The organism is Mesorhizobium sp. NZP2298, from assembly GCF_013170825.1.
In the GTDB taxonomy this organism is placed as follows: Bacteria; Pseudomonadota; Alphaproteobacteria; order Rhizobiales; family Rhizobiaceae; genus Mesorhizobium.
Window position 1 is genome coordinate 4,320,918 of the sequence record NZ_CP033365.1, and the last position, 23,649, is coordinate 4,344,566.

Here is a 23,649-nt window from a genome sequence, read left to right on the forward strand (position 1 = left end):
TCAATTCGTCAAGACGCCTGTGGCACGATCGACTGGTACAGTATGGGAACCCGTCAGCGTTTCAGGTGGATGGTGATCCGGCGCTCGATCCATTCGATGGCATGGCGCAACAGCTCAACCATCACGAGGTATACCAGGGCGACCCAGATATAGGCCTGGATGTCGAAGGAATTGGCGAAGGCGAGTTTTGCATTGCCCATCAGGTCGTAGACGGTGATGATGGCGACGATCGCCGAAGCCTTGACCATCAGGATCAGCTCATTGCCATAAGGCCGCAAGGCGACGATCAGGGCTTGCGGCAAGACGATCTTGCGCAGCGTCTGCAGTTTGTGCAGGCCGAGCGAGGCAGCGCCTTCCCATTGGCCTCTGGGCACGCTTTCGATGGCACCACGCAGGATTTCGGCCTGGTAGGCGGCTGTGTTGAGCGCGAAGGCGAAGACGCCGCAGTTGAAGGCGTCCTTGAAGAAATCCCAGAGCGTGAACCATCCCATCGTAAAGCCGACTGGGATGCTTACGTGAGGCAGAACTTGGACCCAGTCGCTGACGACCGGTAGATATATGCCAACCGCACTGAGCTCCGGCCTGAACGAACCCAACCCGTAATAGACCAGAAACGTCTGAACCAGCAGCGGCGTGCCCCGGAAGAAATAGACGTAACAATAGGCAAGACCGGACAGGACTCGGCTCCTGGACATGCGCCCGTAGGCGACAGGCACCGACAGGACGGCGCCAAGCACCATCGAAATGGCGACCAGCGACAGGGTGACGCCAAGCCCTCTGAGATAGGCCGTCGCATATTTGGCGAAGAAGGCTGCGTTCCAGGCAAAGAACAAGTAGCTGACGATGCCGAGGCCAAAGGCGATCCACAGGCAAACAAGCGCGTAACCGACGATGCGCCGTCGCGGCCAGCCGCGAGCTTGCGGTGGCGGCCGTTCGACCATGGCGGCTGTCGCGCTCATCGTTGTGCCTCGCGTTTGCCGAGCGAGCGCAAAATGGCGTTGGTGGCGAAGGATGACACGACGGCCAAACCAAGAAAGACCAGTGCCGCCACGCCGTAAAACAGGAACGAGTGCTTAGTGACGCGAGCGGCCACGCCAGCGTTGCGCAACGTCTCTGCTAGACCGACGACCGACACCAGTGAGGTGTCCTTCAACAGGCTGAGCCAGCAATTCTCAAGACCAGGAAACGCGATGCGCAGCAGCTGCGGCAAGATCACAAGGCGCATTGTCTGCCCGTAGGAAAGACCAATGGCATAGCCGCCCTCATACTGGCCTTTCGGAATGGCGCGGAAGGCCGACAGGAAAACCTCGCTTGCATAGGATGAGAAGATCAGGGCAAGCACGATCATGCCGGCCACGAAGCTGTTGACGTCGATGGTGGCGTCTGGTCGGAAATACCTGACAAGATGCTGCAGCAGGATCGGCATGCCGAAGAAGAACAGGAAGAGCGTCACCAGTTCCGGCAAGCCGCGAAAGACCGTGGTGTAGATGTTGGCGGCCAGGCGCAGCGAGGGCTCTTCGGATTGCTTGCCGAGCGCAATGAAAAAGCCGATCGTCAAACCAATGGGAAGCGTCGCCAGCGCCAGCAGAACCGTTACTACGACGCCATAGGCAATATCGTCACTCCAGCCATCGGGTCCCCAACTGAGAAGTGTCCATATGCTTTGGGCTGGCATTGACGGGTCTTATCTCCACGGCATTCCCAAGACGAATAGAAAGACGGCGGGGAATTTCCCCGCCGTCTTGATCCAGTCTATCAGGACTCGGCGCCGTAGACGTCGAACTTGAAGTACTTGTCGTTGATTTCCTTGTATTTTCCGCTGGCGCGGATGGCGTCGATGGCCTCATTGAGCTTGTTGACCAAGTCGGTCTCGCCCTTGCGCACGGCAATGCCGGCGCCCGGTCCGAAGATCTCGACCGGTTGCGGCGAGGGCTGGCCGAGAATCTTGCAGCAGGCGCCATCAGGCGAGTCCAGCCACTGCTGCAGCACGACGATATCGTCCTCGATCGCGTCGAGACGACCATTGGCAAGATCCGCCTGCTCCTCGGGGCTGCTCGGATAGCCCTTCACGGTGCTGTCGGTGTAGGTCTTCGAGGCATAGTTGAAATGCGTGGTCGTGGTGGCGACACCGATGGTCTTGCCGGCGAGATCTTCCTTGGTCACGCCCTTCAGCGTGCTGTCTTTCGGCACTGCGAGAGCCGACGGCGTGTTGTAGTATTTGTGGGTGAAGTCGACCTTCTCCTTGCGCTCCGGGGTGATCGACATAGACGCGACGATGGCGTCGAACTTGCCGGCCTGAAGTGCGGGGATGATGCCGTCCCAATCCTGGGCGACGAAGGTGCACTTGACCTTCATCTGGTCGCAAAGCGCCTGGGCGATATCGATGTCGAAGCCGACGAGCTTGCCGTCGGAGGTGAGGTTGTTGAACGGGGGATAGGCGCCTTCGGTGCCGATCCGCAGGGTCTTTTCCTGGGCCTGGGCTACGCCGAGCGTCAGCAGCGCGGCCGATGCGGCGAGCGCGATACGCAGTGCAATACGCATGATATTCCTCTCTTTATGGTCCCGGCCGTCGTTCCGAAACGGCTCTGTGGGGCGGTGCTTTTGACCGCCCGCTGAAGCGATACTCCCACTCTTTCCAAGAAAAAAGCAACTGCAAAACCACCGAAATCGGCAACGGGGTTCTGCCGTTACGTTACATCTCAAGCAACGAGCCCGGTGGTGTGCTCGATGAAGTCGACTATCGATTTTACGTCGTCGAGGTGGAATACCGGCAGGCTCTTGTCCGTGACGGTGAAATCCGCGGCGACGGCGACAATATTGGGATCGCCAGCCGAAAGCGGCGTCCGGTCCTTTGCCGCCAGCCGCCGTGTTTCGATCTTACGGTGGGACTCGCGCTTGTAGCCTTCGACCAGCACGATGTCGCATGGGGCGAGCCGCGAAAGGATGCCCTCCAGCGGTGGCTCGTCCTCGCCGCGCAATTCGTGCATCAGCGCCCAACGGTTGCCGGACACGATCGCGACCTCGGTGGCGCCGGCCTGCCGATGGCGGAAACTGTCGGCGCCAGGCTTGTCGATGTCGAAGTCATGATGGGCATGTTTGACCGTCGAGACCTTCCAGCCGCGCCGCACAAGCTCGGCGACCAGCTTTTCGGTCAGTGTGGTCTTGCCGGAGTTTTTCCAGCCGATGATGCCGAAGATGTTCATGATGTCATGCTCTGCAACAGGCGTCTGGCCTCGGCAAGATCGTCCGGCACGTTGATGTTGAAGAAAGGATCGAGCCCTGTGGATTGCTGGATCGGGAATTCCACCTCGACATGGCCGTGGCGCTCGATGAAGGCCAGTACCCGCCGGCTATCCTCGTCGACCAGGAAATGCCGCAAGGCGTCGCGACAATCGATTGGCCACAGCGCGAAGGTCGGGTGGAGCCTGCCGGCGGAGGAGGCGATAGCGATCGAACCGGGGCTTCGACCGGACGCCGCGGCAAGGCGGTCGACGAGATCAAGCGGCAGGAAGGGCGTGTCGCCGGCAGCGGTGACGACAACCTTGCAAGGTGTGCTGGCAGCGGCCCATTCGAGGCCGGTCAGAATTCCGGCAAGCGGGCCGGCAAAGCCCTCGACGGTGTCGGCGAGCACGGCCAGTCCGAAACGGGAAAAACGTGCCGGATCGCCATTGGCACTGAGCGCCAGGGTTTCAATCTGCGGGCCAAGGCGCGACAGGACCTGGTCAAGCACGCAGCCGGCGCCAAGCGGCAACAGGCTCTTGTCGCCGCCTCCCATGCGCCTTGACTGGCCGCCGGCCAGAATGATCCCCGCGACATCCCGTTTCATGCCGCCCAGCCTCTACGCCAGCCGCCGGAAATCGCAAGCAGCTTCAAGGGCTAGATTCCATCCGGCGCCATGGTCGGCCCGGTGCTTTCGGCGACGATCCTTCGCCGGCCGACCAGCCGTTCGCGGTAAAGCGTATAGAGACCCGAGCCGACGACTGTCGCTGCGCCGACGATCATCGGCGTGTCCGGAAAATCGCCGAAGACGATCAGGCCAAGCAGTATGGACCAGAGGAGCGCGGTGTAACGGAATGGCGCGACGAAGGAGATCTCGCCCGAGCGCATCGCCATGATGATGAACTGATAGCCGACGAGCACGAGCACCGCAGCCAGCGCCAGCAGTGTCGTGCTCTTGACGGTCATCGGTGTCCAGCCACCCATCGGCGACAACAGCAACGCGCCGACAACGGTCATTGCCAGAGCGGTGGCGGTCGAGACCAGCATCGTCGGTATGGCTTGAGGGATACGCTTGGTGGCGAGATCACGCACGGTGCAGCATGCAACGCTGACCAGTGCCACAAGGGAATAGACGCTGAAGCCGTCGAAGCCCGGCCGCACGATGATCAGCACGCCGGCAAAACCGATGGCGATCGCCATCCAGCGTCGCCAGCCGACCGCTTCTCCGAAAAACAGCGCGGCACCCATCGTCACCGCCAGCGGCAGCGCCTGAAGAACGGCCGAGACGCTGCCGATCGGCAAATGGGCCAGCGCCACGAGGAATGACACGGTGGCACCCGCTTCGCCCAGGACGCGGATTGCCACCAATGGCTGCAGCATCAGGCGCGGCTGCAAAAGCGCGCCACGTTGCCAGGCCAGCAGGCCTACGAAGAGCGAGGCAAAAGCCCCCCTGATCAGCATGACCTGCGCCATGTTCATCGATTGCGAAGAGTATTTGGTGATGGCGTCGTTGAGCGTGAAGCCAACCATCGCCACCATCATGAACAACGCGCCGCGAAGATTTGGAGAAAGGGGCAAGACATCTACCGGTTGCTTTGGCAAGCAAGCCTGTAACAGCCCGCCGCGAAACAGCAATGGCAAAGGGCTGTGCCAGAACAGGGAGAATCCGTCGTCGCCGGGGTGAAATCACATCCTGGCTTCGTCACGGATCGTGTCGGGAGGTCGCTTCGCCTCCCGGAAACCGACCGGCCCGGACGATGCTATTTCTTCGGCGTCAGCACTTCGGTGCCGTTGCCTTCCTTGCCGGCGATCGTCCACAGGCCATGCAGCGAGCCGTCCTCCTCGACCTTGTAGACAACGAGGCCGATATCCTTGTCCATGACATAGCCGGCGGAGAATGCGTCGTCGTTGCGCATGCAGATGCCGTCCGAGGAGGAGCCGCCTGTCTCCCAGTGGATCGTGCAGGTCGTTCCGCTGGTCAGCGTGATGGTGGCTTCGCCGCCATAGGCCGAGCCATCGAAGTTGGTGCCGGCGACGGTGTAAGTGCCGCCGATCGACTGCGCTGCCGCGGGCAGGGCGGTCAGCCCAAGCAGAGCCAACGAAAGCAGAAATTTGTGCATGATGTATTCCCCCAAGAGCGACAACCGCTACGAAACGAACGCTAGGCGGGAAACCGTCACCAGTAAATCAGACGGACATTACAGGCAGAGATTTGTTCGCGGTGTGGCTAAAATGCTCGTGGGGCGCCGCAGTGTTCATGGCCCCTCGAGGCTGCCGGCAATGGTACCAACGAGCGGGTCGTATTTCGACTTCAGGGCCGGCGGGTAATCGATCCAGACCGTGCGAATGACGCCATCCCTGCCGAACAGCCGCCGCTCGTAAAAGATCTTTCCATCCTTCATCCCCGACAGCACCGCCCAGTCCTTTCCGGTCTTGCTGTAGGTGACGGTATAGCCGGGTTCCTTGCTCGCTTTTTCGTCAGCAACGAAACCCTTCGGGGTGTCATCGTCGATGTTGAGAATGCCCGAGCAAGTCAGGCTGGCGCCATCCGCGCTCAGCCATACCTGACCATCGCCATTTTCCGGCTCGGGCTGACGATCGGTGAAGATCTCGTCGGGAAAGGTGCAGACGGTGCCGAAGCGCTCGTTCACATAGGTGAAGGGCGCTGCGATGACGCTGCTTGCTGCAATCGCCGCGAAAGCCGCAATCACCGAAAAAAGCCGCCGCATCTGCTGCCCCAAAGCCAATGACCGGGAGCAATCCTTGCACAGATCGACGGGAAGGTCAGCCGCCCGTTACGCTCATATGCCGGGACACTGACGGGCGGCTGGTGCGGCGGTCGATGATGAAATCGTGGCCTTTCGGCTTGCGGCCGATGGCTTCGTCGATGGCGTCGGCGACAAGTTCGTCGCCTTCGGATGCCCGCAAGGGCGCACGCAGATCGGCGGCATCCTCCTGGCCGAGGCACATGTAGAGCGTGCCGGTGCAGGTCAACCTGACCCGGTTGCAGCTTTCGCAGAAATTATGCGTCATCGGTGTGATGAAACCGAGCTTTCCGCCGGTCTCGGCGACGTGGACGTAGCGGGCCGGGCCGCCGGTCTTGAACGGAATGTCGGTCAGCGTGAACTGGCGCTCCAGCGAAGCGCGCAGCAGCGACAGCGGCAAATACTGGTCGGTGCGGTCGGCGTCGATCTCGCCCATCGGCATGGTTTCGATGACGGTCAGGTCCATGCCGCGGCCGTGCGCCCAGCGCATCATGTCGGGCAATTCGGCGTCGTTGAAGTCCTTCAGCGCGACCGCGTTGAGCTTGACCTTCAGCCCGGCCGCCTGAGCGGCATCGATGCCTTGCATGACCTTGTCGAGATGGCCCCAGCGAGTGATCTGGTGGAATTTGTCGGCGTCGAGCGTGTCGAGCGAGACGTTGATGCGCTTGACGCCGCAATCGGCGAGCTCGGCGGCGAAGCGCGACAGCTGCGAGCCGTTGGTGGTCAGCGTCAGTTCTTCCAGCGCGCCGCTGTCGAGGTGGCGCGAGAGCTGGCGTACCAGATGCATGATGTTCTTGCGCACCAGCGGCTCGCCGCCGGTGAGGCGCAGCCGTTTGACGCCCTTTTCGATGAAGACGGTGCAGAGCCGGTCCAGCTCTTCCAGCGATAACAGGTCCTTCTTCGGCAGGAAGGCCATGTCCTCGGCCATGCAATAGGTGCAACGGAAATCGCAGCGGTCGGTGACCGACACTCTGAGATAGCTGATCGTGCGACCGAAGGGGTCGATCATGTTCATGTTCGAGCGTTTCCGTGGCCGTTATCGGCGTCGTTATATACAGCTATGTGATACGATCCAGCCCGCCAATCAAGATACCGCTTCTCGATCTTTGGTAACATCCCGGAGCCGACACGGTGTGTCGGTCGTCTATCAGGACTTTTCCCCTTTCGCGAAGCGGCGTAGGGAAGGGCAATCGATACGGGATGAAACTGCATGACCGCGCCAAAAGAACTCAGGGTCTCCAAGGACCGCAAGCTGCTATCGGTCACCTTTCCCAATCACCAGCCATTCGAATTGCCGGCGGAGCTGTTGCGCGTCGCCTCGCCATCGGCCGAGGTACAGGGGCATTCTCCGGAGCAGCGGGTGACGGTTCCCGGCAAGCGCAACGTGGCCATCCTGAAGATCGAGCCGGTCGGCAACTATGCGGTGCGCATCACCTTCGATGATTTCCACGACACCGGTATTTTCACCTGGAACTACCTGCATACGCTCGGCCATGAGAGGGATGAGCGCTGGAATGCCTATCTTGCCGAGCTTGCGGAAAAAGGGCTGAGCCGGGATCGCTAAGCTGGCGTCGTGAAGGCGTCACACATCTGGAGTAGCGCCGGCAAAGGTTCGGAGACGAAAAAGATGTCGCTCATCACCACGGTCGAACAGCTCGAAGCGCTCTATGGCTTTCCCGGCGAAGCCTCGCTGGTCAAGGAACTCGACCACGTCATTCCCGAATACGCAGCCTTCATCGAGGCTTCGCCCTTTATTGCGCTTGCCACCAGCGGCCCGGAGGGGCTGGACTGTTCACCGCGCGGCGATCTCGCCGGCTTCGTGCGCATCGTTGATCCGAAGACACTGATGATGCCAGACCGGCGCGGCAACAACCGCGCCGATTCGCTGAAAAACATCATCAGGGATCCTCGCGTCGGGCTGCTGTTCCTGGTGCCGGGCTCCGGTACGACACTGCGCATCAACGGCCGCGCGCACCTCACGACCGATGCCGCCCTTTGCGCGTCGTTCATGGTCGACGGCAAGGCGGCGCGTTCGGTGACCGTCATCGACGTCGATTCGGTCTATTTCCAATGCGCCCGCGCCATCGTGCGGTCGGAACTTTGGAATCCGGCAAAACATGTCGACCCGAAGTCACTGCCGACACCAGGAAAAATCCTGGAAATCACCAGCCGGAAGAACATCGACGGCGAAACCTATGACAAGGACTGGCCCGAGCGGGCGAAGAAGACGATGTGGTAGCCGGTGCACCTACTCAGGTGAGGCTGGCCTGAATCTCGGCACACCTTGGGTGCTAGGCCTCCTTCAGTACCTCATAGATCTTGCGCATCTGGTCGCCGATCATGTCGCATTGTTCCGGCGTCGACTGGCTCATCGCCTTTTCGATCAGCGCCATATGCACCTTCAGCGCCTGCATCAGCAGCGCCTCGCCGGCCTCGGTCAGGGCCAGCCGCAGGATGCGCTTGTCCTTCTCGTCGCCTTCGCGGCGCAGCAGGCCGCGCGTTTCCAGCTGCGGCAGGAGCATGGTGATGTTGGAGCGACCGACCAGCAGCTTGCGGGCAAGGTCGTGCTGCGACATGCCGGGGTGACGGTAGAGGTTCATCAGCACGTCGAGCTGCGCCGGCTTGAGATCCAAAGGGGCGAGTTTCACCGCCAGCGTGCGCTCCAGCACATGGCAGGCGCGCGCCACCGCGACCCAGTTGCGAAAACGCGGGTTGTCCCAGGGCAGCTCTTGTTTATTGTTCATCTTTGAACTATTATGTTCATGCTTGAACGTATGGATGGATTCTCACTATGGCATCATTCGGGCTGAAGGTCATCCGAGGTGTGTTTGGTGCGGCCGAACATATTGCGCCGCGCATCACCGGGCGCGCGGCCTTCGAACTGTTCTGCCGTACGCCGAGCGCCAGGGCGCTGACCGACGGGGAGCGCCGCGCCATCAGCCGCGCCGCCGAATTCATGACCGAGGCGCGCCATCATCGGCTGAAGACGGCGACCGGCTGCGTGGCGGTGCACGAATTCCGGCCGGAACCGGGCAGGGCGGCTCCTGGCACAGTGCTTGTCGTTCATGGCTGGCGTTCGCGCACCGAATACATGCGCGCATTGATCGAAGGCTATCGCGCCGCCGGCTACAGGGTCGTTTCGTTGGATCTGCCGGGCCATGGCCATTCGCAGGGCCGGCACCTCAACATGGTCAACGCGGTTGACGCGGTGCGGGTCGCCGGCGAATGGTTCGGTCCGTTCGTGGCGGCGGTGGGTCATTCCTTCGGCGGCGCCGTCGCCGCCAATGCCATCGCCGGTTCGGTCAAGAACATTCCGCCGCTGGCGGCCGGGCGTCTTGTACTGATCGCGGCGCCAAGTTCCTTGCCGGCGATCTTTGCCGACTTCAGCCGCATGCTCAATGTCGGCCCCCGCTCGCAGGTTGCCATGGCGGACCGTGTCGAACACCTGTCCGGCCGGCCACTGCATGAATTCACCGGCGACCGCCAGCTCGCACAGGCGCCCGTGCCGACGCTTATAATCCACGCGCCTGATGACCGCGAGGTGCCGGCCGAGCATGCGAGACGCTATGCCGGTGCCGGCGGTCATGTGCGGCTGCACTGGGCCGACGGGCTCGGCCACCGCCGCATTCTTGCGGACAAGGGCGTGGTCGAACGCGCCGTTGCCTTCGTCGCGGGGAACCACGAGCCGTCATTACTGCATTGAGCCGCGGTTCTCGTTCCATGCATGTCGTTGCCTCAAACCCGGGAGCACTTTTGAGCGACATGCACCGGGCTACTTCTTCTTCTCGCCGGGCTCGACCGGTAGTCCGGCCGCCTTCCAGGCGGTGTAGCCGCCAAGGATGTGCTTGACCGGCGTCAATCCCATATCCTGCGCGGTCTTGGTGGCGAGCGCCGAGCGCCAGCCTCCGGCACAAAAGAACACAAAGCTCTTTCCCGAGGCGAAAAACGGCTTGTGATAAGGGCTTTCAGGATCGATCCAGAATTCCAGCATGCCACGGGTGACGTGTTTGGCACCGGGTATTTTCCCATCACGCTCGACCTCGCGAGGGTCTCGCAGGTCGACGAAGATCGTGCCCTCATCTTCAAGCAATCCCGCCGCTTCTTCAGGCGAAACCACTTCGATCTCGGCATTGGCCTCGTCGAGCAGTTCGCGATAACCCTTTTTCACCGTCGTCCCCTCCCGGCCTTGCTGGCAGGTCCGAATTTCGAGCACACCAGCCTGCATTTGTCACGCTGCCTCGGTTCCGGCCAACGTCTTCCACGCCGCCATCGCCCCGGCCACGGTCGCCAGCAGGGCGGCGCGCGATGCACCATCCCGCGCCTGGATCGACATGCCATGCTGAACCGTGGCGAAGAAGGTCGCCACGGCACGACAATCGAATTTCGCCGGCAATTCGCCCTCCGCCACGCCGCGCTCGAGGCGCTTGCGCAGGGCTGTGAGGTTTCCGGCGCGACGCCGGCGCAAATCCGCGCAGATGGCGCCGCTGCTTGAGTCCTCGTGCAGTGCACCCAGTGCAATCAGGCAGCCCTGCGGGCGATCGGTCTGCGAATAAGCCTTGGCTGTCTGCCGCAGGAAGTTCTCGATCGCCTTGCATGCCGTCGATTCCTGGTCCAACGCGGCCCAGATCTCTGTTCCTTCGGCTTGCGTGTAATATTCGGTCGCTTCGAGGAACAGCGCCTCCTTGCTGCCAAAGGCGGCATAGAGGCTGGGTGAATTGATGCCCATCGCCGCGGTCAGCTCGGCAATCGAAGTGCCCTCGTAGCCTTTGGCCCAAAAGAGTTCCATCGCGCGCCGCAGGGCCGCGGTTCGATCGAAGGTACGGGGACGGCCTCTTTCCGACATGGCGCCTTTTCTGTGTTGATCGATACATAAATCAGTTGACGCGACCGGGCAAGGCTGCCAGACATTTATGTATTGGTCGATACAGAAATGGAGAAGCAGATGTCTTCCAGCAATTTGAGTGGCAAGGCCGCCCTCGTCACGGGTGGCAGTCGCGGCATAGGGGCGGCGATTGCACGGCGCCTGGCCGCCGATGGCGCGGCTGTCGCACTGACTTATGTACACGGCGAGGAGCAGGCTCTATCCGTTGTTGCCGATATAGAGGCCAAGGACGGCCGTGCCATTGCGATCAGGGCCGACAACCGGGATGCCGCGGCGATAGACAGAGCCGTCGATCGGGCCGTTGGCGCCTTCGGCCGCCTCGACATCCTGGTCAACAGTGCCGGCATCTGGCGCACGGCACCCATCGATACGCTGTCGCTTGCCGATTTCGATGAGACCATGTCGGTCAATCTGAGAGCCCCGTTCATCGCCTCGAAAGCCGCGGCGGCTCATATGGGCGAGGGAGGCAGGATCATCTCGATCGGCAGCAATCTCGCCGAACGCGTCACCGACACGAGCCTGGGCGCCTATTCCGCCAGCAAGGCGGCACTGGTCGGGTTGACCAGGGCCCTGGCGCGCGACCTCGGTCCGCGCGGCATCACCGCCAATGTCGTCCACCCCGGCTCGACCGACACCGACATGAACCCGGCGGACGGACCGCATGCCGACCACCAGCGCCAGAAGATGGCGACGCCGCGATTCGGCAAGGCCGACGATATCGCCGGCATGGTTGCCTGGCTCGCCGGCCCGGAAGGACGTTTCGTAACCGGCGCCGCATTGACCATCGATGGCGGCGCCAACGCCTGATTTTCATGGAGTCCTTGGGCGGGAGCGAAAACACCCGCGCTCCCGCCGTCACGATGTTGTGAAACCGTTCTGCAACACGCTTTCCGAAATTTATGAAAGCTTAACGAAATCGGTATGAATCGGTATAGTCGCGCCTTACATCCGCCATGCGGTGAGCGAGACGGTTTAACGTGCGGAACGGGAACCGGTTGCAGCCGGAGCGGGTGATCCATGAAATTCCTCGGTAAAAAAGCAACCGCGATGCCGCTGATTGCGATCGCGGCAACGCTCGCCCTGGGCGCGCCTCAAGCCGGTGCGCAGGGGCTTTTCGACATGCTGTTCGGCGGCGGTGTCAGGCACGAGCCACAAGGGGAATTTCCGCCTCCGCCAAAGCACAAACCCAAGCCGAAAGCTCCTGCTGGCGGCGGCGGTGGCGTAAAGATCAGCAGCCCGTCCTATTACACCTACAAGGCTGACAGGCTGGTGCGCGTCGACTTCTCGACGCTGTCGGCGGCGCCCCAGCCGGCAACGCCGCAGGACGCGGCGTTCGTTCCGTCCGCCACTGGAGCTGCTTTCCACGACGCCATTGCCGATCTCAGCGACTACGAACTCTATGCCGAGCCCGACATCGCCAAGGCGCTGATTGCCTACTATTCGGCCAATCCGGACTTCATCTGGGTGAGCGGAACCAGCCTCAACAATCGCGCCCAGGATGCGGTTCGGGTGCTCGGCGAGGCCGCGAGCTATGGCTTGACGCCAGCCGACTATACGGTCGACGTGCCGGCCGTGAATTCGGCCTCGGTGGGGGACGCCGCCAAGTTGAAGGAACTGGTGCGCTTCGAAATGGCGCTTTCGGCGCGCGTCTTGCGCTACGCCCATGATGCCCAGAGCGGCCGTGTCGAGCCCAACAGGATGACCGGCTATTATGATTTCCCGGCCAAGCCGCTCGACATGGTCGGCGTACTGAAGACCTTGGCGCATACCCAGGAAGTGCGCACTTACCTCGAATCGCGGCATCCGCAGAATGCGGAATATCAAGCGCTGCGCGTCGAGCTGGAATCGCTGCAGGCAAGTGCCGAGAACGAGATCGTCGTCGATCCCAAGCTGCTGCTGAAGCCGGGGCAGACCAGCCCCGAACTGCCGAAGCTGCTGTCGCTGATCGCGCGCAATCTCGATGACGACATGGGCGGCACCTATGGCGAGCTCCTGTCGCGGCTGGCGACCAGCGAGGTCTACGTCCCTGAACTGGTGCCGCTGATCAAGGCGGTGCAGATGAAGGAAGGCATGAAGGGCGACGGCGTCATCGGTCCGCGCACCGTCGCCTTGCTGGCCGGCACGTCGAAGGCCGACAGGCTACTCAAGGTGCAGGTGGCGCTGGAGGAACTGCGCTGGCTGCCTTCCGATCTCGGCAGCCCGCGTGTCTTCATCAACCAGCCCGCATTCACCGCCAGCTACATCGACAATGGCGAGGAAAAGCTGAAGATGCGCGCCGTGGTCGGCCGGGTCACCAATCAGACGGCGTTCTTCTACGACCAGATCAAGCAGGTCGATTTCCATCCCTATTGGGGCGTGCCGCAGTCGATCATCGTCAACGAGATGCTGCCCAGATTGCGCAGTGATCCCGGTTATCTCGACCGGGCGGGCTACGAGGTGACGGATTCGCGCGGCAAGCGCATTCCGTCGTCGGCGGTCAATTGGGGGGCTTATGGCGCCAACATTCCCTACAGCGTGCGCCAGCAGCCGAGCGAGGCCAATGCTCTGGGTGAACTGAAGATCCTGTTCCCCAACAAGCACGCGATCTACATGCACGACACGCCGCAGAAATCGTTCTTCAAGCAGGACATGCGCGCGCTCAGCCATGGCTGCGTGCGCCTGCAGGACCCGCGCGGCATGGCGGCCGCGGTGCTTGGCACCTCGGTCGACTATGTCGCCGAGAAGCTGAAGCACGGACATTCGACGGAGAATGTGACGCGCAAGATCCCGGTCTATGTCGCCTATTTCACCGCGTGGCCCGACATGTCGGGCAAGGTCGAGTATTTCAACGATGTCTACGATCGCGATTCGCGGCTGAAACAGGCTCTGGACGCGACCGAAGCGGTGCGTTCGCCCTCTAGCTGATCGTTCAGAGCTGCGACAACGGGCGACGGAAGCCCGCTTCCCGCCCGGCGATCAGCCAGTAGACCAAGCCAGCGACAAGGCCGGCGGCGGCGATGATGCCGATATCGGCCCATCGCTCCGGATCCATGTCCTCGGCGGAACTCGGCCAGATCAGGAAGAAGCCGGCGGCGGCGGCAGCGGCGCCGAAGGCCATGTGCATCAGGACATTGCGCAACGAGAAGAACTCCGCGATCAGCGCGAAGATCAGCGTCTGCAGCGCGGTCACGACAATCGTCAGGAAATAGATGAACATGCCAAGTGGCGGCACCACCAGGGCGGCGATCGGCGTAACCCCCATGACGTCGAAATACGCCGGCGCGCTGGGCAGGGAACTGAGCGCGGCGTAGATCGCCACCACGGCGAACAGGCCGACCAGTATCGCGACGAGATAGCCGGCAAGCATCATCAGGATGCGCTTCATCACGTGCTTCGCCGTCGCCATGCCCATCCCCCATACGGCGCATCAACCGGTTCAGTCAGCCATCAAAGACGATCCGGCGCAAGGGCAAGCGCCTCGCCGGCGTGCCAGGCTTTCTTCGAATCATGCGCCGCCACACAGATGCTCGGAGTCCGGCAAGGCCCAGGAACCTTTCGCAACCAGATCGATCGAATAATAGACCCGACCGCGGTCGTCGTCCTTGGGGCAGTCCCTGGGAATCGCGATCAGGCACATCACGACGGGTTCGCCGACCTTCGATGCGGCGAGGCCAGGCTCGCGATCATAGGAGACGGCCCCGCCGCCATTGGTGAATGTCGCGGCGCTGCCCGCGTCGGGGCTGGCTGTTTCCAGCGGATCGTCGCCGAGCCGCGTGGTCAGCGTCCTGATGTGCGTGGTCGCGCATTGCCCGACCGCGGAGGGCAGGGGCTGATCCTGGTTGCCGGGATTGCGCAACGCGACGTCCAGCGCCTTCTTGCCGATCAGCGCGATGTTGTAATCCTGCACCCATGATGGCGCGTTGCCATAAGTCTGCAAGGCATTGTTGAGTGCGCTGACAATGCAGGCGGTGTCGCTCCTGCAAGCATTGCGGTCGGCGATCAGTCTGCGGGCGATCTTGCGCTTGTCGCCGCCGAATGCCGGCTCGAATCCCTTGTAGGCCTTGGCGACCAGCAGATCGATGGCCGACAGCCGCGGGTCGGCGCAGATCGCCTTCTCCGCCGGCAAGCTTGCCTTGGCACAGTCGAAGGACGGCCCGTCGGCCCGCGCCGAGGGAGCGGCAAGGGTGCTGCCGGCCAGTATGATGGCGAGGACGAGCAAGACATCGGTTTGAACGGAAAATCGCACGACTGCCCCCAAGCCAACAGCATTGCCCAAGGCGACGCCGCACCCTGGCGTGCATATCACACTCCAAGCATGGACAATTTGCGGCACTCCGATTGGCCATGAAGGCGCGCGGAGAAAACGGCAGGCCCGTCGAATTGAGAGTGTCCGGCGGCGGCTCCTACTTAGGCTCGGCCGTCACCGGATCGTAGGTGATTTCCACCTTCGCCTTGTCCGACGTGTAATAGGTGACGGTGTAGGCGCCATTGTCCCAGTCGACTTCCTTCACATAGCGGAAGCCGTCGCGCTGCTCGACCTTGGCGATGATCTCCGAAAGCTTCTTGGCATTGGGCGGCGGCAGCGGCTTGTCATCCGCGGCCAGAGCCGGACCGGCAGCGAGAAGAACGGCAACGCTGGTTGCCACGAGAAATCTGGACATGGTTTTCCCTCAAGTTTCGACCCAAGGAAACTCGCTGGCGTGCGAGTTGGTTCCAGATGAGCCGCAATGCTTGGCAGGTCGTGCTTGCAGGTTGCAATTTGCCAGAGCGTCGAAGCAGGGGCTGAGACTAAAAAACATTCCGGGGAAAATGGTGGGCGATGCAGGGATTGAACCTGCGACCCCACCCGTGTGAAGGGTGTGCTCTCCCGCTGAGCTAATCGCCCGCTCGTTGCCCGAAGGCCAAGCGAGCCGCGATATAAGGGAGGCCAACCGGTTAAGTCAAGGCGGTGTCTGGCATTCTCACACCGATCGGATTCCTCGCCCTTTCGAGTCTGTTCCGACAGGATGCCGGTCGCTGTCCGTTCAACGTCCAGCGGCGCTGATCAGCCTTTCCGCCAGACCCACGGTCAGCGCGTCGAAATGCGAAATTATCGCCGAGGGCTCGAATTCGCGGACGTGGCGGTCGGTGTAGCCGAAATCAACGGCCACCACTGGGATGCCGGCGGCCTTGGCGGTGTCGATGTCGGTTTGCGAATCGCCGACCATCAACGCGCGGTGGGGATCGCCGCCGGCCAGCCTGATGGTTTCGGTCAGGTGACGCGGATCGGGCTTGCGAAAGGCGAATGTGTCTTGTCCGGCGATGGCAGCGAAATGCTTGGTCAGGCCGAGCGCTTCGATCAGCGCCAGCGAGTTGGCCTCGTATTTGTTGGTGCAGATGGCCAGGAGATAGCCCGCCATCTCGAAGCGAGCGATCGCCTCGATGACACCAGGGTACGGGCGGGACTTGCCGGGAATATTGTCGGTATAATGATCGAGGAACAGTTTCAGCAGCCGGTCATGCTCGGTGACATCAAGCGAGCGCTGCTGCGCGGCATGCGCCCGCTCTATCATCACGCGGCCGCCATGGCCGACGAAGCGCTTGAAGCCGGCCTCGTCGACTTCCGCGAGCTCGCTGGCGGCCAGGCTGTGGTTGAGGCTGTCGAGCAGGTCCGGCGCTGTATCGATCAGCGTACCGTCGAGGTCGAACACGATTGTCGGGCGAATCATTGTCTGTCCCACACAGGTTTGTACAGCTGGCAGGCGATAAAGGCTGGCGCGCGTCAAGGCAAGCAGGGCGGTGGTATGGCCGCCAGGGGCTTTGACCAGACCGGCAAAAATGCTAGGAGCCCAAAACACTAAAGCGCGTCGCATGTGGTTCCCAAAGCCGAGGTTGCTTTGGGCGACATGCATCAGGTTTCGGGGCGGCAAAGCAGCATGGATGCGAGGCAATTGAAGGTCGAGGCCGCGCGGGCGGCTCTTGCCCATGTCAGCGATGGCATGCGGCTCGGCATCGGCACCGGCACCACTGCCGAAGAGTTCGTACGATTGCTCGCCGACAAGGTCGCGACAGGCATGACCGTCATCGGTGTCCCCACGTCGGAGCGCACCGCTGCATTGTGCCGCGAGCTTGGCGTGCCACTGTCGACATTGGAGGAAACGCCCGAGCTCGACCTCACCATCGACGGCGCCGACGAGGTCGACCCGGAACTGACCCTGATCAAGGGCGGCGGCGGCGCGCTGCTGCGCGAGAAGATCGTGGCCGCGGCCTCGCAGCGCATGATCGTCATCGCCGACCAGTCGAAGATGGTCGAGACGCTCGGCCGGTTTCCACTGCCTATCGAAGTCAACCAATTCGGCCTGCGCGCCACCGAGATCGCGGTAGCGGCGGCGGCTGCAAATCTCGGCCTTTCCGGTCCGATTACATTGAGGATGACGGGAGGCCAGGCTTTTGTTACAGACGGCGGCCATTTTATCCTCGATGCATCTTTTGGCCGCATTCCGGATACAAGAGCGCTTTCGAATGCTCTCCACGCCATTCCGGGCGTGGTCGAGCATGGTCTTTTCATCGGGCTGGCGTCAGCGGCCATCATCGCCGGTGGCGACGGCATCCAAACCGTCCATGCCGCCCGAAAACCAGGGAGTTCTACCGATCATGATGTTGCATAACCGGGTTCGCGGCCTTTGCGTCGTTCTGGCGGCCTCGGCCGTTTTCGCCTTCTCCTCGCCGGCGTTTTCGCAGGACGTCACCGAGTCGCACCTGAAGGCCGCCCGGGCGGCGGTCGCGGCGATCCATGCTACCGACCCGTTCGACAACATCCTGCCGCAGGCGGCGGCCGCGCTCGAGTCGCAGCTCATCCAGAAGAACCCGGACATGCAGGAGCTGATCGGCAAGACGATCAACGAGAAAGCGCTGGCGATGGCCTCGCGCCGCGCCGATCTCGAAAAGGAAGCGGCCCTTGCCTATGCGAAGGTGTTTTCCGAAAAAGATCTCAATGACATCGCGGCCTTCTACGGCTCCGAGGCCGGCAAGAAGCTGCTCGACAACGGTCCGGCAGTGACGCGTGATTTGGTCAAGGCAGCCGACATCTGGCAGAACGGCCTTGCCCGCGATCTCGCCCAGCAGGTCGGCGAAACGCTGGCCGCGGCCGCCAAGGCCAAGGCGCCGGCTGCGCAGGCGCCCGCTGACGGGGCTGCTCCGGCGGATGGCGCCGCGCCCGCCGATGGTTCGGCTCCTGCCGACGGTACGCAGAACTGATCCTGCGTTTCAAATACGGCCTTGCGGCCATCTGTGAAGCCCGGCTTGTCCGGGCTTTTCTTTTGGCCTTTGGCGGCCTACCTGTCACTCACATTTTCCGACGTTCAAGGAGCTGCCTCATGGCCGGTTATGATTACGATCTCTTCGTCATCGGCGGCGGCTCCGGCGGGGTAAGGGCGGCGCGCGTTGCGGCGGCACTCGGCAAGCGCATCGGCATCGCCGAGGAATACCGCTTCGGCGGCACCTGCGTCATCAGGGGCTGTGTGCCGAAGAAGCTCTATGTCTACGCCTCGCAATTTCCGGAGCATTTTGCCGACGCGGCCGGCTATGGCTGGACGGTGCCGGAGGCCAGTTTCAATTGGCAGACGCTGGTCGCCAACAAGGATCGCGAGATCAGCCGGCTGGAGGCGATCTACAAGAAGAATGTCGAGGGCGCCGGCGGGGAGACCTTTCATTCGCGGGCGATGATCGTCGACCCGCACGTGATCCATCTTCTGGGCGAGGATCGCACAGTCACCGCCGACCAGATCCTGGTCGCCACCGGTGGCCGCCCAGCGGCGCATCCGGCACTGCCCGGCCACGAACACTGCATCTTCTCCAATGAGGCTTTCGATCTCAAGGCGTTGCCTAAGGCGATCATGATCGAAGGCGGCGGCTACATCGCTGTCGAATTCGCCAACATCTTCCACGGCCTCGGCGTCGACACGACCCTGGTCTATCGCGGCAAGGAGATCCTCAGCCGCTTCGACATGGATCTGCGTCACACCTTGCACGAGACGATGGAAAAGAAGGGGATAAAGATACTCTGCCATTCGGTGACCGAACACGTGCGCAAGCGGCCGGATGGCCGGCTCGACGCCCTCCTGACCAGTGGCAAGACGCTGACGGTGGACCAGGTCATGCTGGCTATCGGGCGCATCCCCAACACCGAGAATATGGGCCTGGAAGGCGTCGGCATCGAGATGACCTCGACCGGCGCGATCAAGGTCGATGATTATTCCCGCACCAACATTGACAATATCTGGGCGATCGGCGACGTCACCAACCGCGTGCAGCTGACGCCGGTGGCGATCCATGAAGCAATGTGCTTCGTGGAGACGGCATTCAAGAACAACCCGACCGCGCCCGACCACGAAACCATCGCGACCGCCGTCTTCTCGCAACCGGAAATCGGTACGGTGGGCTTGTCGGAAGACGAGGCCGTCAAGCGTTTCGCAGATATCGAGATCTACCGCGCCAGCTTCCGGCCGATGCGGCATACGCTGTCGGGCCGCGACGAAAAGATGCTGATGAAGCTGGTGGTCGACGGCACTTCCCGCAAAGTGCTTGGCGCCCACATTCTGGGGCCGGATGCCGGCGAGATGGCACAACTGCTCGGCATCCCGCTGAAAGCCGGCCTGACCAAGGATGATTTCGACCGCACAATGGCCGTGCACCCGACCGCGGCGGAAGAGCTTGTCACCATGTACAAGCCGACATACCGCGTGAAGGATGGCCAGCGGGTCTGACTTCGCCTGCCGGCAGCGCCCACCGTCAGGCGTCTCCCCGATGCACTGCGCGATGCCATCCACGGCGGCAGCCCGAAACAACTCCAGGAGAGCGAACCCCCGCCGCCGGCCACGGCTGGCGGGGTGGAGTGCTACAGCAGGGTGCCGCGCAGGATGACGAGCGCCACCGAGAAATAAATCACCAGCCCGGTGACATCGACCAGCGTCGCGACAAATGGCGCCGATGCGCTGGCGGGATCAAACCCGATCCGTTTCAGGGCGAACGGCAGCATCGACCCCGAGAGGGAACCAAAGGTAACGATGCCGACCAGCGCCGTCCCAACCGTCGCTGCAATCAGCGGCCAGTGCGGGCCGTAATCGTAGAAACCGAAATACTGCCACAGCGTGATACGGCAGACACCGACAACGCCAAGGATCGATCCCAGCACGAGGCCGGTCGGCAGTTCGCGCAGCGCAACCCGCCACCAGTCGCCGAGGCCTATCTCGCGCAGTGCCAGCGCGCGGATGACCAGCGAGGTCGCCTGCGAGCCGGAATTGCCGCCGGAACTCATGATCAGCGGGATGAAAAGGGTGAGCACGATCGCCTTCTCCAACTCGCTTTCGTAGCTCTGCATGGCATTGGCGGTGAGCATCTCGCTGAGGAACAGGGCACAGAGCCAGCCGGCCCGCTTCTGGATCATGGCGAAGAAGCTCATCTTCATGTAGGGCTCGTCGAGCGCCTCCATGCCGCCGAAGCGGTGCACGTCCTCCGTCGTCTCCTCGATCATCGTATCGATGATGTCGTCGATGGTGACGATGCCGAGGATCTTGCCGTGGTCGACAACCGGGACGGCGAGCAGGTCGTATTTGGAGATCGTCTGCGCCAGGTTTTCGCGATCGGTCAGCGGTGTGACCGTGACCGGCATGCGGTCCGGCGCCACCGACAGGATCGGATCGTCCGGCTCACCGGTGATGAGCCGGCGCAAGCCGGTCGACCGCACCAGGAGGTGCGTCTGCGGATCGACGATATAGATCGCGTAGACGGTTTCGCGCGTCCGCTCGACCTTGCGGATGTAATCAAGCGTGCGCCCGACGGTCCAGTCCGAGGGAACGCTGACGAACTCCGTCGTCATGATCGATGCGGCGCTGCCTTCGGGATAGCCCAGAATGGAAAGCAAGGTCGCGCGCAATGGCGGCGCCAGCGCACCGAGCAGTTCGGAGCGTGCCGGCTCGTCGAGCTCGCGCAGGATGTCGGCCGCCCGGTCGACCGACATGGCGGTGAGCAGCTTGCTTGCCTTGGGGCGGGGCAGGGCCTCCGCGAGCTCAGGCGCACTCTCGAGTTCGGGTTGATCGAAAATCTCGACCAGACGCTCGAAGGGTACGGCGCAAAGCAGCTCCGTCGCGGTTTCGCGCGATTCATGATTGAGTGCCTCGACCACGTCGGCGACATGGTCGTTTGCAAGGATACGGGCGATGGCGACGGCCTCGTCGTCCGCTACAGGGAAGAAATCGTTCATGGCTCACTCCTTGCCGTCCGGCCAGGACATGAACCATTCAGGTCACGTCTAGGCGGACGGCGGTTGCGTTCGACTAATACTGTCGCCAGGCATGGCGCGGTGACCTTTCTGCTTGCGGGTTCGCGTTTGACTATCAGCAAGCCGGCGCAACATAGGAGCGAGCCTTGCCGAGTCAATCGTGGTGACGATGAAAAACGGTGCCTGATGGCTCCGATCGCGACACTGTGATCGCCGACTGCCGTTTTGTCCGGCAAGTCGAAGTGAACGCATCGTTATTTCTGTTTCAGCCGGCGCGAGAAACGCAACCATTTGTCTTCGACCGGCCGTGGCTGGGCCAGGATCGTGGTGAGTTCGACGGGCAGGGTCGGAGCCAGCGGCTTCTTGGTGGCGACGCCGTCGGCGATCAAGACGATTGAGTGATAGAACTCGGTGCCGGCAGCCGATCTGGGCGCTACCGCCTCATGCATGACGCTGATCACCGTGACATCGGGGCAATTGTCCTTGATCGCCTGGTGGAAGGCAATCTTGCCCTCCGGGTCGAGCGCGCCGGTCGCCTCGTCGAGGAACAGGAGGCCCGGCTGCTGCAGGATGATGCGGGCCACCACCAGCTTCTGTTTCTGACCGCCCGACAGGACCTGATCCCAGCTTTTGCCCTCGCGGTTTTCATTGGCCATGTGTTCGATGAAGTCACCAAGGCCAGCCTTGTGCAGCGCCGACGCGACCTGAGCATCGCCATGGTCGTGTTCGGAGCCCGGCAGACAGACCAACTGTTTCAGCGACACCTGCTGCAGCTTGACCTCCTGGGCGGCATAGAAACTCTTCACCCCGTCGGGGAAGACGATGGTGCCGCGGCCATAGGGCCAGAGGCCGTTGATCGCCTTTATCAGCGAGGTCTTGCCGCAGCCGGATTCGCCTTTCAGGAACGTCCACTCGCCGCGCCGGAAACGCAGGTTCGCGGCGACGAGGAACGGCGTCGCATCCTCGCCCTGATGCGCCAGTTCGAGTTTCTGGATGGTCAGGCCGAAAACCGGGTTCTGGCTAGCATAGTGGAAATCGGAGCGGCCGGTCTGGCTGTAGAATTCCTGCGGGTGCTGGACGTTCTCGATGGCTTTCGCCAATTCGGTCACACGCTGGCTGTTGGCACGCAGCGTGGCGATAGCAGGCATGACATGGATGAACCACGAACACTGGCTGATAAGTTGGGCGACCATTTCGGAGCCGGTGATGTAGCCCTTGTAGTCCAAGCGGCTGTGGATGAAGGGCACGAGCCCCGGAGCATAGGCCACGATACGGGCGCCGACGAAATTGTAGATCAGCTCGAACGACATATAACTGGTGTTGACGACATTCAGCCGGCCCCACGTGCGATCGATATCGACGTAGAGACGATCGTGCATCATCTTCTGCACGTCCTCACCGTGCGAGGCGGCGACATGGAAGCTGCGGCGCAGGAATGTCGTCAGCTCGCCGCGATAGCTGCCCTCGGCTTTCTGCATGCGGATATTAAGTCGTTCCAGAAGGCTGCCGAGCTTCACGGCGATCCAGGTGTTGAGTGGCACGTAAGTGGCAACAGCCAGAAGCGCGAGGACAGCGCTGCCATAGCTGCCCAGGAACTCCAGGCCTTTTACCTCCACCGACGACTGAATCAGGTTCTGACCGATAAAATAGAGCGAAGTTGCCAGACCCAGCACGCCCATTGCGAGGCCTATGGCACCACCGGTCATGTCCTTGATCGATTCCTGGATGCGCTGGTCGATGTTGTCGGGCGTGACGGCGCCGCCGGCCACGGACCCATGCTGGGCATGGAAATGAGTATGATTGCCGTCGAGCAAGGCCTGGTTGAACTGGCCGTTCAGCCAGCCACGCCATTTGCGGTGCAAGGTCGCCGAGACGAGGTTGCGTACGCCGGTAAAGCCGACGTCCTTGAGAATGACCAGCAACACCAATATGCCGGCATTGGTCAGGATGGTCTCAAGCGGGCGGGTATTGGCGGCATCGTGGAGAAAGGCAATCGAATTGACCAATTCGCCGGAAGCCATGGCAAACCAAACGCTGGCCTTGCTGGATAGAGCGGTCAACAGCGCGATGACGAGGGTCAGCGTCCAGGCTTCTTTCCACCGATCCGACAACCAGTAGGCCCGCATCAGTCCCCAGAAACTGCGCATCGAGGATACCGGCGTCAAATGCGACGGCCCTGCGGCGCCGCTGTGTAGTCCATCCGGTACTGACTCCTGCGATCGTCTGCCGATCCGAATCACGATCCCGCCCAAACCTTTTTTGTTTTGTTACGGATGGTAACACCAATTGATCATTTTCCATTAATTTTTGTAGAGGGATGGCGGGATAAAGGAGCCGGCCGTGTCGGCAAGGCAACAGCGCGGGGTTGCCCATGCGTCGCGCGCAAGCCTGCGGAAAGGCGATTTTATGTAATGATATCATTTATTTATCGGCTTGATAACAGGATACACATACCTTCCCCTAGGGAAGGTATTCACACGATTTCGTGACCTGTTTTGACGTGTTGGGTTTGCCGATTTTTCATTGCGGGCTAACCAAAATTCCGG

The 23,649-nt window shown here is 61.9% G+C and carries 26 protein-coding genes and 1 tRNA gene; 8 read left to right on the forward strand and 19 right to left on the reverse strand.

Features of this window, described 5'->3' with window-relative positions; genetic code table 11:
- Positions 1–53: 53 nt before the first annotated feature.
- The 9 genes from EB231_RS20915 to moaA form a co-directional block, all read right to left on the reverse strand.
- Positions 54–959 (reverse strand): ABC transporter permease, encoded by a 906-nt coding sequence (locus EB231_RS20915; RefSeq protein WP_172350531.1) that lies wholly within the window; start codon positions 957–959, stop codon positions 54–56.
- Complete coding sequence (locus tag EB231_RS20920; protein ID WP_172350532.1) at positions 956–1,675, reverse strand: ABC transporter permease; 720 nt, start codon at positions 1,673–1,675, stop codon at positions 956–958. Before EB231_RS20920 ends, EB231_RS20915 begins: the two co-directional genes overlap by 4 nt.
- A gap of 80 nt (positions 1,676–1,755) precedes the next feature.
- On the reverse strand, positions 1,756–2,541 hold the full coding sequence (locus EB231_RS20925) for an ABC transporter substrate-binding protein (protein WP_140773798.1): 786 nt from the start codon (positions 2,539–2,541) through the stop codon (positions 1,756–1,758).
- 158 nt (positions 2,542–2,699) lie between these two features.
- Entirely contained in the window at positions 2,700–3,203 is a 504-nt protein-coding gene (mobB, locus tag EB231_RS20930; protein ID WP_172350533.1) for a molybdopterin-guanine dinucleotide biosynthesis protein B, read from the reverse strand.
- Positions 3,200–3,826, reverse strand: a complete 627-nt coding sequence (gene mobA, locus EB231_RS20935; protein WP_172350534.1) for a molybdenum cofactor guanylyltransferase MobA — start codon at positions 3,824–3,826, stop codon at positions 3,200–3,202. The genes mobB and mobA overlap by 4 nt, the downstream gene beginning before the upstream one ends.
- A gap of 50 nt (positions 3,827–3,876) precedes the next feature.
- Entirely contained in the window at positions 3,877–4,797 is a 921-nt protein-coding gene (locus EB231_RS20940) for a DMT family transporter (protein WP_172350535.1), read from the reverse strand.
- A gap of 182 nt (positions 4,798–4,979) precedes the next feature.
- Entirely contained in the window at positions 4,980–5,339 is a 360-nt protein-coding gene (locus EB231_RS20945; RefSeq protein WP_172350536.1) for a hypothetical protein, read from the reverse strand.
- 135 nt (positions 5,340–5,474) lie between these two features.
- Positions 5,475–5,948 (reverse strand): hypothetical protein, encoded by a 474-nt coding sequence (locus tag EB231_RS20950; RefSeq protein ID WP_172350537.1) that lies wholly within the window; start codon positions 5,946–5,948, stop codon positions 5,475–5,477.
- A gap of 55 nt (positions 5,949–6,003) precedes the next feature.
- Positions 6,004–6,999 carry a GTP 3',8-cyclase MoaA gene (moaA, locus tag EB231_RS20955; RefSeq protein WP_172350538.1) on the reverse strand — a complete coding sequence of 332 codons (996 nt, stop codon included), beginning with the start codon at positions 6,997–6,999 and terminating at the stop codon, positions 6,004–6,006.
- A 195-nt stretch (positions 7,000–7,194) separates the two neighbouring features.
- Between moaA and EB231_RS20960 the strand changes: the two genes are divergently transcribed.
- Positions 7,195–7,548: a gamma-butyrobetaine hydroxylase-like domain-containing protein gene (locus tag EB231_RS20960; RefSeq protein WP_140773805.1), complete on the forward strand. Its 354-nt coding sequence runs from the start codon at positions 7,195–7,197 to the stop codon at positions 7,546–7,548.
- Positions 7,549–7,611: 63 nt separating this feature from the next.
- The gene (locus EB231_RS20965; protein ID WP_172350539.1) at positions 7,612–8,223 is read left to right on the forward strand and encodes a pyridoxamine 5'-phosphate oxidase family protein; all 612 of its coding nucleotides are present in this window, start codon (positions 7,612–7,614) and stop codon (positions 8,221–8,223) included.
- Between the two features lie 52 nt (positions 8,224–8,275).
- On the opposite strand, the gene EB231_RS20970 is transcribed toward EB231_RS20965, so the two are convergent.
- Positions 8,276–8,728: a MarR family winged helix-turn-helix transcriptional regulator gene (locus tag EB231_RS20970; RefSeq protein ID WP_172350540.1), complete on the reverse strand. Its 453-nt coding sequence runs from the start codon at positions 8,726–8,728 to the stop codon at positions 8,276–8,278.
- Between the two features lie 47 nt (positions 8,729–8,775).
- On the opposite strand from EB231_RS20970, the gene EB231_RS20975 reads away from it, so the two are divergent.
- Entirely contained in the window at positions 8,776–9,687 is a 912-nt protein-coding gene (locus EB231_RS20975) for an alpha/beta hydrolase (RefSeq protein WP_172350541.1), read from the forward strand.
- A gap of 69 nt (positions 9,688–9,756) precedes the next feature.
- On the opposite strand, the gene EB231_RS20980 is transcribed toward EB231_RS20975, so the two are convergent.
- On the reverse strand, positions 9,757–10,152 hold the full coding sequence (locus EB231_RS20980; RefSeq protein WP_172350542.1) for a rhodanese-like domain-containing protein: 396 nt from the start codon (positions 10,150–10,152) through the stop codon (positions 9,757–9,759).
- 60 nt (positions 10,153–10,212) lie between these two features.
- Positions 10,213–10,827 carry a TetR/AcrR family transcriptional regulator gene (locus tag EB231_RS20985; RefSeq protein ID WP_172350543.1) on the reverse strand — a complete coding sequence of 205 codons (615 nt, stop codon included), beginning with the start codon at positions 10,825–10,827 and terminating at the stop codon, positions 10,213–10,215.
- Positions 10,828–10,926: 99 nt separating this feature from the next.
- Between EB231_RS20985 and EB231_RS20990 the strand changes: the two genes are divergently transcribed.
- Together EB231_RS20990 and EB231_RS20995 are read left to right on the forward strand one after the other, a co-directional pair.
- The gene (locus EB231_RS20990) at positions 10,927–11,673 is read left to right on the forward strand and encodes a 3-oxoacyl-ACP reductase family protein (RefSeq protein ID WP_172350544.1); all 747 of its coding nucleotides are present in this window, start codon (positions 10,927–10,929) and stop codon (positions 11,671–11,673) included.
- A 210-nt stretch (positions 11,674–11,883) separates the two neighbouring features.
- On the forward strand, positions 11,884–13,770 hold the full coding sequence (locus tag EB231_RS20995) for a L,D-transpeptidase family protein (RefSeq protein WP_172350545.1): 1,887 nt from the start codon (positions 11,884–11,886) through the stop codon (positions 13,768–13,770).
- Positions 13,771–13,774: 4 nt separating this feature from the next.
- On the opposite strand, the gene EB231_RS21000 is transcribed toward EB231_RS20995, so the two are convergent.
- The 5 genes from EB231_RS21000 to EB231_RS21020 all read right to left on the reverse strand — a co-directional run bounded on the left by EB231_RS21000 (position 13,775) and on the right by EB231_RS21020 (position 16,553).
- Entirely contained in the window at positions 13,775–14,257 is a 483-nt protein-coding gene (locus EB231_RS21000) for a hypothetical protein (RefSeq protein WP_172350546.1), read from the reverse strand.
- 93 nt (positions 14,258–14,350) lie between these two features.
- The gene (locus EB231_RS21005) at positions 14,351–15,091 is read right to left on the reverse strand and encodes a lysozyme inhibitor LprI family protein (protein WP_246740692.1); all 741 of its coding nucleotides are present in this window, start codon (positions 15,089–15,091) and stop codon (positions 14,351–14,353) included.
- Positions 15,092–15,248: 157 nt separating this feature from the next.
- Positions 15,249–15,506, reverse strand: a complete 258-nt coding sequence (locus tag EB231_RS21010) for a PepSY domain-containing protein (RefSeq protein ID WP_172350547.1) — start codon at positions 15,504–15,506, stop codon at positions 15,249–15,251.
- Positions 15,507–15,655: 149 nt separating this feature from the next.
- Positions 15,656–15,730, reverse strand: a tRNA-Val gene (locus EB231_RS21015).
- Between the two features lie 139 nt (positions 15,731–15,869).
- Positions 15,870–16,553 carry a phosphoglycolate phosphatase gene (locus EB231_RS21020; RefSeq protein WP_172350548.1) on the reverse strand — a complete coding sequence of 228 codons (684 nt, stop codon included), beginning with the start codon at positions 16,551–16,553 and terminating at the stop codon, positions 15,870–15,872.
- A 207-nt stretch (positions 16,554–16,760) separates the two neighbouring features.
- On the opposite strand from EB231_RS21020, the gene rpiA reads away from it, so the two are divergent.
- From rpiA to gor, 3 genes are all read left to right on the forward strand, one after another.
- Positions 16,761–17,492 carry a ribose-5-phosphate isomerase RpiA gene (gene rpiA, locus EB231_RS21025; protein ID WP_172350549.1) on the forward strand — a complete coding sequence of 244 codons (732 nt, stop codon included), beginning with the start codon at positions 16,761–16,763 and terminating at the stop codon, positions 17,490–17,492.
- The gene (locus EB231_RS21030; protein WP_172350550.1) at positions 17,479–18,081 is read left to right on the forward strand and encodes a DUF2059 domain-containing protein; all 603 of its coding nucleotides are present in this window, start codon (positions 17,479–17,481) and stop codon (positions 18,079–18,081) included. Before rpiA ends, EB231_RS21030 begins: the two co-directional genes overlap by 14 nt.
- A 119-nt stretch (positions 18,082–18,200) precedes the next feature.
- Positions 18,201–19,589, forward strand: coding sequence for a glutathione-disulfide reductase (gene gor, locus EB231_RS21035; RefSeq protein ID WP_172350551.1), 1,389 nt, complete (start codon positions 18,201–18,203; stop codon positions 19,587–19,589).
- Between the two features lie 131 nt (positions 19,590–19,720).
- Here the strand turns inward: gor and mgtE are convergent, their stop codons facing one another.
- Positions 19,721–21,085, reverse strand: coding sequence for a magnesium transporter (mgtE, locus tag EB231_RS21040; protein ID WP_172350552.1), 1,365 nt, complete (start codon positions 21,083–21,085; stop codon positions 19,721–19,723).
- A 272-nt stretch (positions 21,086–21,357) separates the two neighbouring features.
- Positions 21,358–23,250: an ABC transporter ATP-binding protein/permease gene (locus EB231_RS21045; protein ID WP_172350553.1), complete on the reverse strand. Its 1,893-nt coding sequence runs from the start codon at positions 23,248–23,250 to the stop codon at positions 21,358–21,360.
- Positions 23,251–23,649: the final 399 nt, after the last annotated feature.